Source organism: Bordetella tumulicola, assembly GCF_965138755.1.
Classification (GTDB): domain Bacteria; phylum Pseudomonadota; class Gammaproteobacteria; order Burkholderiales; family Burkholderiaceae_B; genus Bordetella_A; species Bordetella_A tumulicola.
Window position 1 is genome coordinate 70,055 of the sequence record NZ_CBCSFP010000012.1, and the last position, 10,754, is coordinate 80,808.

The following is a 10,754-nucleotide window of genomic DNA, read 5'->3' on the forward strand; positions in this document are numbered from 1 at the left end:
CAATATTTGTGAGAAAAAGAGGTCTACAATCACTAGACTTGTGTCTAGGAGTCAATAATGACGCTCAATTCCGACGCATTGAGGGTGTTTCTGGCGGTGGTCGATACCGGCAGCATGAGTGCGGCCGCGGAATTCTTGGGGCAGACAGCCTCAGGTGTCAGCCGAGGCCTGTCGCGCCTGGAAACTCAGTTGGGGGTGACTTTGTTGACGCGCACGACGCGTCGCATGGAGCTCACCGAAGAAGGTCAGTTGTTTTTGCAGCGTGCGCGCGGCATCGTCGGTGATCTGGATGAGGCCGAAGAGTGCATGCGCATGCGCCAGCAACAACCCGCCGGCAAGCTGCGCGTCGACGCATCAGCGCCCGTGATGTTGCACTGCGTGACGCCGCATATGGCGGCGTTCCGAGCGCAGTACCCGGAGATTTCGCTAGAGCTGACGAGCAATGACCGGATCGTCGACCTTGTTGAACACCACACCGATATTGCTCTGCGTGCCGGGCCGCTCCCAGATTCCAGTCTGCATGCGCGTGCGCTGCGGCCATCACCGCGTTGGGTGGTAGCCAGCCCCGATTATGTGGCGCGTCGAGGCAATCCCGCCACTGTGGCCGACTTGCGTCATCACGAACTGCTGGGTTTTACCCAGCCCGAGACGCTCAACGTGTGGCCGCTGCAGCAAGCGGACGGCACGGGGCTGACCGTCAGACCGACCTTGGCGACATCCAGTGGGGAAACCCAGCGCGCGTTGGCGATTCACGGCGTGGGAATTGCTTGTCTGGCCGCATTCATGGTGCAAGACGATCTCGCGGCGGGTCGCCTCGTGAAATTGCTGGAGGCCGCCCATACCGATTATCTGCAGCCGATGCATGCGGTGTATTACCGTAATACGCAGTTGGCGCAGCGTATCACGTGTTTCCTGGACTTTTTGGCCGAGCGGCTCTGACACCTGTCGGGCTAGTTGCCCCCGAATTCAGGTCAACTATGGCGTCTCGGCGTATGGCTACGCGGGGGCGCGCCGACAGTGGATCACGCAAACGTCTGTTCCATTTCACGTCGGAACTGCACGGCGGGTGCGTTTTCGTCAAAGTCGATATCGTGCCAACGGATCGGCTGCGATTGTCGAATCGGATTTTTCAGCTTGACCTTGTGGGCCAGTCCTAGCGGCAGATAGCCATCGGCGACAGAGTCGCGTGCGGGCATCAGGCGGCCATACACCGTATAGCCCCCTTCGCCATCGAGTTCTTGACCGGCGGGTAAATCGCGCTTGGCCGTGGCGACGACGTCGCCGTGCCAGCCGGTTGCAGAGCCTGTCGGCTCATGTCGCAGCCCGACACTGGCCACGCTGATGCCGAGCTCCAGTCCAATCAAGTGATAGGGCTTGTACATCGCAGCGTAGTTCCCGCTGGGATCGGTAATCAGGCCATATTCCTTGAAGCAGCGCCGCACGTAGTCGCTATCGGCGGCCAGCGTGACGTAGACGCCCCAGCGCAAATCGCGAAATACCGGGCGGCCATCGCGTTCCAGCGACGAAATCACCTCCACCTGGCCTCGATGGTGCAACATGCCGCCCTCTTCGCGAGGGCGCAGCACGCGCGCCAAATCGTCGACGCCGCAGGGAGGGAAATGCAACCCCGATGGCGAAGGCGCCAGACCGGTGGCATTGGACACGGCTGCCATCTCGATGGCGCTTTTGGTCCCATCCAGAAAACTGTTGAACATTTGGGCATTGAAATCGCCCGCGGCCACCATCTCGTTCGTAAAGCCGTAGTAGGGCCACACCGTCTCGGGCGTCGATGTATGAAACTCGGGCAGATACTTCGTACCTTTGCCCGCCGCAATCACCTCAAAACCGCTCGTACGCGCCCAATCGACCATTTCGCAAATCAGGGCAGGCTGGTCGCCATAGGCCAGCGAATACACAATGCCGGCCTCACGCGCCTTTCGCGCCAACAGCGGGCCGGCCAGTGCATCGGCTTCGACGTTGACCATAATGATGTGCTTGCCGTACTCGCAGCACGCCAGCACATGCGCGATGCCAGCGGCCGCCTGGCCGGTCGCATCAATCACAATCTGCACCTCCGCGCTGGCAATGACGGTCTCGGCATCGTCGCTGAAAAACACCCGGCCGGACTTTGCGGCATCGGACACGCTAGTCGAATGCAGCGCATCGGCCGGCCAGCCCACCCGAGTCAACGCCGCACGGGCCCGATCGGGCCTCAAATCCGCCACCGCGACCAACTGAATACCCGGCGTACGCTGGGCCTGACTGAGAAACATCGAGCCGAACTTGCCCGCGCCAATCAGCGCGACGCGTAAAGGTTTACCGTCAGCCTGGCGTTGCTTGAGCATACGGTGCAGATTCATGGCGTCTCCTAAGCGCGTGAGCCGTCAGGGTGCGACTCATCAACCTGGTATCAGGGATATCGGCAGTGCTGCAGACGCCAGAATAGCGGTTTTCTGTGATGGATAGCGAAAGTATTTGCGTTCAAACGGATGGCTAGCGCAATCAGGCATCCGCCGCATAGAGCTCGCCCGCCAGCACACTACGCCAGTTCGTCCACGTCATGCGGGGTCGATCCGTCACATGCCGGTTATAGGGCGCATCAAACAGAATATGCTTCCACCGAGGCCGGATCGCACCGTTGATCTCTGGCTTATCGTCAATCAACAAATCGCCGTGAACCAGCGTCTTGTCCCGAGTCAAAATCAATCGGTTCGTCGCCTCACGCCCGAGATGCTTCTCGACCCATAAATACTTTTCCATCACGCAGTTCTCGAACTGAGTCAGCGGCGAAGTACAAATGCGAATATCCATTCCCAGCGCCAGCAACGCCTTCACCGCCTCCAGCGCACCCGGCACAGGTGGCAAATCACGCACAAATCCCGGCGCCGTATAAATCGCCTCCGCCCGGCCCCGAAGCTCGCGCGGATAATCCTTCAAAATATGGAACGACTTACGATCCTCATGCTCGACTGGCGCAATATCCGGATACCGCTCTCGCCACACCGTCAGAAAGGCCTGGTCAAAATCAGCCAACACCCCATCTTGATCCAACAAAATAAGCATGGTCAGTTCCCACCGGTAAGCGTGCCGTTGATTGTGCCACGCAACCCTCACCCCCGACCTCGCTCACCCAGCACAAACCCTCTTTGCATCTCACGCGATGTCTCAACACGCGAGGGGAACTACTCCGTTGTGAGTCCCGAGCCGTCTCCGTGGCCCCGCCGGCCTTTTGAACGACGGGAAGTCCCGCGCAGCGGGATCTCGGCCCCTGATCATGGGCCGAGCCGGTGCGATATGGCCAGCCTCGCCTACACACACCGGACGCGGGCGTCAATAGAACTACACACCCTCCCGCAACAGCAAATGCCCCCACCTACAACCGCATATTCTGCGGCAGCCAAGTCGCAATCCCTGGCACAAGATAAAGCAGGAACACCGCCACGATCATCAGAAAGAACATCGGCAACGACACCCGCGCGATGTACGGCAACTCGCGGCCGGTCATGCCCGATAACACGAACAGGTTGAACCCCACCGGTGGCGTTATCTGCGCCATTTCCACAACGAAGACGACGAAGATACCGAACCAGATCAGATCGATGCCTGCTGCCTGTACCGTGGGCAACAACACTCCCATGGTGAGTACCACGATCGAAATGCCGTCCAGGAACGCACCGAGCACGATGAAGAACACCATCAGCGCCATGATCAGGCCGAGCTGAGACAGCCCGAGGCCGCCGATCCATTCCGCTAGTGCGCGGGGCAGACCGATGTAGCCCATTGATAGCGTCAAGAACTGTGCACCCGCCAGAATCAGCGCAATCATGCAGTACAAGCGCGTCGCGCCCATCAGCGATTGGTAAAAACTGCTTTTTGTCAGCGAGCCTTGCAGTCCTGATAGGACGAGTGCGCCGACTACGCCGATCGCGGCCGCTTCCGTTGCGGTTGCAACGCCGGCGTAAATCGAGCCGAGTACCGCGGCGATCAAGATGAGCACGGGAATCAAATGCCGGGACTGTTTTAGCTTTTGTGTGAATGTTAAATGCTCGTCGGCGATCGGTACTTCCTTGGGATTGCGCAACGCCCACCACATGATGTAGCCCATGAACAGCGCCGCCAGCATAATGCCGGGGATGACGCCCGCGATGAACAGGCGGGCGATCGAGACGTTCGCCGATACGCCATATACGATCATGATGATGGATGGCGGAATCAAGAGCCCGAGCGTTCCCGCGCCTGACAGGGTGCCCAAGATCTTGCTTTCTGGATAGCCGCGTCTCGTCAGTTCGGGAATCGTCATTTTGCCTACTGTCGCGCAGGTCGCGGCTGACGAGCCAGATACTGCGGCGAAAATTGCGCAGCCAATCACATTGGTGTGCAATAAGCGGCCTGGCAGGCGGTTCAACCACGGTGCCAATCCTTTGAACAAGTCCTCCGATAGGCGCGTGCGAAACAGGATTTCGCCCATCCACAAGAATAGAGGCAGGGCGGTCAGCGTCCAGCTCGAGGCAGCCCCCCAGATGGTGACTGCCATTGCGTCGCCAGCGGGTCGACTGGAAAAGATTTCCATGCCGATCCATGCGGTGCCCGCCAGTGTCAAACCTACCCAGACACCGCAGCCCAGCAGTGTGAAAATCGAGATGACCAAGAGGGTAATAACGAGAACTTCATTCATGGGTTTGCTGTGAGGAGGGGGCGGGCAGGCCGCGCAGACGACGGAACAGTTCATCGACCAGCGAAACCAGGAATAACACCGTACCGACTGCCATGCTGATCTGTGGAATCCACAGCGGCGTCGCGTCGTTGGCGGTCGAGACATCGTTATACGTATGCGAATCGAGCATCAGCTTGATGCTGAAAAACGCAAACGCGGCAGCCAGCAAGGTGCCGGCGCACAGCGCGAAAACATCCAGTCGCTGGCTGCTGCGCTTTGCGAGTGAGTTCAGCAGCAGCGTGACGCGGATGTGTTCGCCGTGTTTAAACGTGCTGGCCAACGCCAGAAAGCCTGCCGCGGCCATGAAATAGCCGGCATAGGCATCCGTGCCAGGCACATTCCATCCCAGTTGGCGGGCAATGATGGCGGCCAGTACAGAAACCAGCACGCCTATCATGCACAAGCCGGCCAACAGGCCGGCCGCGCCGTACAAAGTATCAAGAAAACGGCGCATGGAGCTTACATCTTGCGGTAAGAGTCGAGGATGGCTTTACCGTCATCGCCCGCGCGCTCTTCCCATTCCTTGATCATCGTTTCGCCCAGCTTGGTCATGCCGGATTGCAGCTCGGGCGTGGGCTTGATGATTTGCATGCCGTTCTTGGTCAGCTCGGCCTGATACCACTTGCTCTTTTCTTGCGAGAGCGCCCAACCGCGTTTCTCGGCTTCGGCGCCGGCTTTTTTCAGGGCTTCCTGGGCGGCCGGGTCTAGCGCGTCAAACGCTTTCTTGTTGACGATGATGGCGTTCTTGGGCAACCAGGCTTCGGTGTCGTACCATTTTTTGATGTACTCGTAGGTCTTGGTGTCATAGCCCGTCGAGGCCGACGACATGTACGAATCGATCACGCCGGTGGCCATGGCTTGCGACAGTTCGGCCGCTTGTACCGTCACCGGTTGTGCGCCCGCCAGTTCGGCGATCTTGGCCGTCACGGGGCTATAGGCGCGCCACTTCAGGCCCTTGAGGTCCGCGACGGTCTTCAGGTCCTTGTTGGCGTAGATTCCTTGAGGAGGCCAGGCCACCGTAAACAACAGGGTCATGCCTTGTGCGGCCAGTTTCTTTTCCAGGTACGGTTTTTGTGCCTGATACAGCTTGAACGCGGCATCGTAGCCCGTGGCCAGGAACGGCAGGCCGTCCAGTGCATAAATCGGATCTTCGTTGGCGTAGTTCGTCAGCAGGATTTCGCCGATCTGGGCCTGGTTGCCTTGTACGGCGCGCTTGATTTCGGGGGCCTTGTACAGCGACGCATTGTTGTGCAGTGTGATTTTCAGTTTGCCCTTCGACAGCGACTCGACGTCTTTCGCGAACGTGGTCAGGTTCTCGACGTGGAAGTTGCTGGCGGGATAGGCGCTGGGCAAATCCCACGTGGTTTGTGCCATGGCGCTCGTGCTGAAGGCCAGGACAAAGCTGCCGGCGAGCAAGGGGAGGGTCTTTTTCATGAGAGATCCTTCTTGGTGTAAAGGAGGGCGAGTAGCCCCGCATATCACAGAAACACAGCGAGCAAGCTTTGCGGTGCCATAAGGGTTGCAATTCTACGGGTCTGAACGCCCTCCGATACTCGAGAACACCCTACATACGGGAAAGTCCTAGTGTGACGCTAACGCGTCTGTCCCGGCATACACGGCCGCCGCGCCTAACTCTCGCTCGATTCTCAGCAGCCGGTTGTACTTTGCCGTGCGCTCGGAGCGCGACATCGAACCCGTTTTGATCAGTCCCGCATTGCACGCCACCGCAAGATCGGCGATGAAGGTATCTTCGGTTTCGCCCGAGCGATGCGAAATCACGGTGCGATAACCGTGCCGGGTCGCCAGGCGCAACACTTGCTGCGTTTCCGTCAAGGTGCCAATCTGGTTGATCTTCACTAGGATCGCGTTGCCGGTGCCTTGCTCAATGCCCTGTTGGAAGAGGGCGGGGTTCGTACAAAACACGTCGTCACCGACCAATTGGCAATCCGCGCCGAGTCGTTCGGTAAGCAGGCGCCAACCCGTCGGATCATTCTCGGCCATTCCGTCCTCGATCGAGACGATCGAGTACGCCCGTGTGAGGGCGGCGAGATACTCGACCTGTTCTTCGGAATTCAGATGGCGATTCTGCCCTGCATAAAAATAGCCTGCCGTGCTGTGCAATTCGCTCGCGGCGGGGTCCAGCGCCAGCGCTATATCCTGCACGGGTTTTAGGCCCGCCTGTTCGATCGCGGCCAAGAGAAAGTCCAACGCATCCTCGGCCGAACGCAAATCCGGCGCAAAGCCTCCCTCATCGCCCACATTGATGGCATGGCCCGCCCGTTTCAGTCCGTCCTTGAGCGCGTGAAAGACCTCCGCGCCCATGCGCATGGCGTCGGCGAAGGTATCGGCTCCCACCGGCAAGATCATGAATTCCTGAAAATCCAGCGGATTATCCGCATGGGCGCCGCCGTTGATCACATTGATCATGGGCACGGGCAACACGCAAGCCTGCGACCCGCCCAGGTAATGCCAAAGCGGACGCCGCAGGCTATCGGCTGCGGCGCGCGCCACGGCCAGCGATACGCCCAGAATGGCATTGGCGCCGAGGCGATGTTTATTGTCCGTGCCGTCCAGGGCAATCATGGCGTGATCAATGGCGGCTTGTTGATCCGCATGCATGCCGATCAACGTGTCGCGGACTTCCGTGTTGACGCTATGGACAGCGCCCAGCACACCCCGTCCGGTCAACCGGCCAGGATCGCCGTCACGCCGTTCGCACGCTTCTCGAGCGCCTGTCGAGGCGCCGGACGGCACCAGGGCGATCGCTTGGGTACCGTCGGATAGGGAGACTTCGACTTCAACTGTTGGGTTGCCGCGGCTATCGAGCGCTTCATGGGCCTGGATGTCGACGATATGCATGCCGGATTCCTTTATGTGAGTTAATTAAACGAAGATCGTCTGAGATTTCGATGTGGTATTTCTGAAAATAGCTAAAACAGAGAGAAATTCTAAAAATATTGTTAGCATTCGAATATCGATTTATTTTGGCCATTAGTCAGTTTTTCTGACAATGTCCCTGGCGATATTTCTGACAGCGATCCCTGATGAGAAAACTTCCTCCGCTGGCCGCTTTGCGTGCGTTCGAGGCCGTTGCCCGCACGGGGTCCGTGACACGCGCGGCCGACGAGTTGGCTCGCACGCATGGCGCGGTCAGCCGGCATATCAAACTGTTAAGTGACGATGCGGGGACGGCGTTGTTTGAGCGGGACGGCACCGGCCTGCGGATGACGCCCGCGGCCGTTGATTTCTATGGCACGACGCGGTCCGCATTTGACCAGCTGGAAAGCGCTTACCAGCGCTTGGTGAATCACACGGCGGGGCCGGGCGTACATGTCGCGTGCAGCGCCACATTTGCCATGCGTTGGTTAGTGCCGCAGTTGGCGGTGTTTTACCGACAACATCCGCAGATCCAGATCCGGCTCTCCATGACGTCCGCGCGCGAGATGCGCAACGAAGGGGCGGATATCCTGGTGGCGTGGGACATGTCCCACTACGCGCAGGCGGATCGACAGCGCGCGATTTTCCTGGCGCCGGTGCGTTTTGCGGCGGTGTGCGCGCCTGCCTGCGCCAAGCTGCCGGCCACCAAGCGCGTGCGCATCGCCCATGAGTACACTTCTAGCGCCTGGAATCAGTGGGAAATCAAAACGGGCAAGTCAGTGGCACGCGCAGACGTTCTGGAGTTCCCGCACAGCCATCTATGCATCGAGGCGGCATTGTCTGGTCTGGGTGTCGCTCTGGTCGAGCAGCGCCTGATCGCGCGTGAGCTGGCCGAGGGTACCTTGGTCGCGCCATTTGGCACCGTCGAGTTCGACGGTGGCCTGTGCGCGTTACCCGCGGCGGGCCGACGCCTGAGCGATCAGGCGGTCGCCTTTGTCGATTGGTTGCGCGGCGCACTTTCCGACGGTGGTACCTGAACGTGGTGATTGCCGTGCGGGTTAGGCCGGGCTTGCACCCGTGCGGTGAGATTGTGTCGCGACAAAGAGCGTCACGGCGCTGCGGGATGTGTTGTCAACGATAAACAAAGCCACGCGGCGCGCCGTCAGGATCTCACTTGATGGCGATGCGTTGTGCCACGGTTTTCTTGCGGTCATAGATCCGCAGGTTGACGTGTTCGTCGTCCAGTTCAAACACTGCCGTGGCCAAGGTGTTTTCCTCGTCGGGATCATTGGCCGCACAGCGCAGGATGGGCAGTGGGCCGTCAGTGTCGTGCAGTGCCGCGACAATATGTGTTTCGTCGGCTCCGCTATGCCAGCCATCGAGCAGGCCATCGACACGGGTCTGGCGCGCGCGTGACGAGTCGGTGATGATCTGGGCGACGTCCTGGGACGCGTCGTGAATCATGTGATTGGCGTGTCCGTAGCGGCGCGCGATGGGTTTCATCGAGCACAACCCCGGCATGGCTTCGATGCTGAATAGACGTTCGTCGCCCGATGCGCCCAGCATGTGATGAAACGAGCCGGCACGCGGCGTATCGCGCAACAACTCAACCGCCTGATCCAGGGTCTCGCAATCCAGCACCGCGCGCGCCAAAAACATGCGCGGCACGCCGGTGCGTCGAGCGCGCGTGCGCAGATTGTTGATCGTCTGCACGATCCCGCTGCGGTTCGCTGCAAAGGTATGGCCAGGCAACGAGCCGGGGTAATAAAAGCTGACATAGCCCGGCGCATCATCGGGCCGCACGTCAACGATGGGGCAGCGGCCATACAGATAGGGATCGCCATCCTCGTTGTGCGCGATCCAGCGCACGCCCTCGGCACCCTGTATCGTGATCGAGGTGCAGCCATCCGTGGTCTGGTGCAGCAGGTCGCCCCGGCAATTCCACAGCAGCAGATCGTCGGCGGGCAATCGTAGGCCTTCGGCCATGCCTTCGAACTCTTCCCAGAGCTCGGGCAAATAGTGCTGGATATTTCCTGCCAGTTCTTGCAGGTAGACGTGGCCACGCCACGGGCGTAACGTTCGCCAGGTCGTACTTTGATCCAGATAGGCCGACATTAACGGGCGGGCCAGTTTGCCCAGGGCCACGCCCACTTGCCGGCGGGTACCGGTGATAGCGACAGGTTTAAACGACATCAGAGGCCTCCTGCGTGAATCCCTATTGTAGATTCCCGTTTTTCCGTTTTGATGACTAAGGATATATCAGGGACGGATTCACGGGCAGGGTTGCCGCGTATACGCCTATGGGGACGCATGGGTTAAGATAAATTACCGGCTTCGGGTTTACCGGAGCTCGTTGCCTCTACAGGAGCATATCGATGATGAAACGCAAGTTTGCCGCCGTACTGGTGGGCTTGAGCCTGATCGGCGCCGTCACGACCGCCGCAGCCCAGGACAAGGAATTGGTCGTCGCGACCGACACGGCCTTTATCCCTTTTGAGTTCAAAAAAGGTAATACCTATACCGGATTCGATATCGATCTGTGGGATGCCATTGCCAAAGAGCTCAAGGTCAAATACAAGCTGCAACCGATGGATTTCAACGGCATTATCCCGGGCCTGCAAACCAAAAACATCGACGTCGCCCTGGCGGGTATCACCATCCGTGACGATCGCAAAAAAGTCATCGATTTCTCTGATCCCTATTACGAAAGCGGTCTGGCCATCCTGGTCCCCGAGAGCAATACCGATATCAAGACCGCAGCCGACCTGGCGGGCAAGGATGTCGCGGTCAAGACCGGTACGGCCACGGTGGACTTCATGAAAAAAGAAGTCCCGGACGCCAAGCTGCGCTTGTTCCCCAACATCGACAACGCCTATCTCGAATTGGCCACCGGCCGGGTCGATGCCGCCGTGCATGACACTCCCAATGTCCAGTACTACGCCAACACGGCCGGCAAGGGCCGGGTCAAAGTCACCGGCGCACTCAAGAGCGGTGACTTTTACGGCATCGCATTCCCCAAGGGTAGCGACCTGGTTCCCCAGGTTAACAAGGCCCTCGCGACGCTCAAGTCCAACGGTCAGTACGACGCCATCTATACCAAGTGGTTTGGTAAACAGCCCTGAGAGTGGCCCCGCCCATCATGGGTAGGGNGNTTGNGGGGGGG

The 10,754-nt window shown here is 59.4% G+C and carries 10 protein-coding genes; 3 read left to right on the plus strand and 7 right to left on the minus strand.

The window, feature by feature from the left end; translation table 11 throughout:
* Positions 1–57 precede the first annotated feature (57 nt).
* Positions 58–939: a LysR substrate-binding domain-containing protein gene (locus ACNAZS_RS22480; protein ID WP_415792746.1), complete on the plus strand. Its 882-nt coding sequence runs from the start codon at positions 58–60 to the stop codon at positions 937–939.
* An 83-nt stretch (positions 940–1,022) separates the two neighbouring features.
* Here ACNAZS_RS22480 and ACNAZS_RS22485 read toward each other — a convergent pair whose 3' ends face one another.
* The 6 genes from ACNAZS_RS22485 to eno form a co-directional block, all read right to left on the minus strand.
* Positions 1,023–2,360, minus strand: a complete 1,338-nt coding sequence (locus ACNAZS_RS22485; protein ID WP_415792747.1) for an NAD(P)H-dependent oxidoreductase — start codon at positions 2,358–2,360, stop codon at positions 1,023–1,025.
* A gap of 142 nt (positions 2,361–2,502) precedes the next feature.
* Entirely contained in the window at positions 2,503–3,063 is a 561-nt protein-coding gene (locus ACNAZS_RS22490) for a 5'-3'-deoxyribonucleotidase (protein ID WP_415792748.1), read from the minus strand.
* A 310-nt stretch (positions 3,064–3,373) separates the two neighbouring features.
* On the minus strand, positions 3,374–4,675 hold the full coding sequence (locus ACNAZS_RS22495) for a TRAP transporter large permease (RefSeq protein WP_415792749.1): 1,302 nt from the start codon (positions 4,673–4,675) through the stop codon (positions 3,374–3,376).
* Complete coding sequence (locus ACNAZS_RS22500; protein ID WP_415792750.1) at positions 4,668–5,168, minus strand: TRAP transporter small permease; 501 nt, start codon at positions 5,166–5,168, stop codon at positions 4,668–4,670. Before ACNAZS_RS22500 ends, ACNAZS_RS22495 begins: the two co-directional genes overlap by 8 nt.
* Before the next feature lie 5 nt (positions 5,169–5,173).
* Complete coding sequence (locus tag ACNAZS_RS22505; RefSeq protein ID WP_415792751.1) at positions 5,174–6,148, minus strand: TRAP transporter substrate-binding protein; 975 nt, start codon at positions 6,146–6,148, stop codon at positions 5,174–5,176.
* A 147-nt stretch (positions 6,149–6,295) separates the two neighbouring features.
* On the minus strand, positions 6,296–7,573 hold the full coding sequence (eno, locus tag ACNAZS_RS22510; RefSeq protein WP_415792752.1) for a phosphopyruvate hydratase: 1,278 nt from the start codon (positions 7,571–7,573) through the stop codon (positions 6,296–6,298).
* 185 nt (positions 7,574–7,758) lie between these two features.
* Between eno and ACNAZS_RS22515 the strand changes: the two genes are divergently transcribed.
* Positions 7,759–8,628 (plus strand): LysR substrate-binding domain-containing protein, encoded by an 870-nt coding sequence (locus ACNAZS_RS22515; RefSeq protein ID WP_415792753.1) that lies wholly within the window; start codon positions 7,759–7,761, stop codon positions 8,626–8,628.
* Positions 8,629–8,761: 133 nt separating this feature from the next.
* On the opposite strand, the gene ACNAZS_RS22520 is transcribed toward ACNAZS_RS22515, so the two are convergent.
* Entirely contained in the window at positions 8,762–9,784 is a 1,023-nt protein-coding gene (locus ACNAZS_RS22520) for a C45 family autoproteolytic acyltransferase/hydolase (RefSeq protein WP_415792754.1), read from the minus strand.
* Positions 9,785–9,966: 182 nt separating this feature from the next.
* Between ACNAZS_RS22520 and glnH the strand changes: the two genes are divergently transcribed.
* Positions 9,967–10,713, plus strand: a complete 747-nt coding sequence (glnH, locus tag ACNAZS_RS22525; RefSeq protein WP_415792755.1) for a glutamine ABC transporter substrate-binding protein GlnH — start codon at positions 9,967–9,969, stop codon at positions 10,711–10,713.
* Positions 10,714–10,754: the final 41 nt, after the last annotated feature.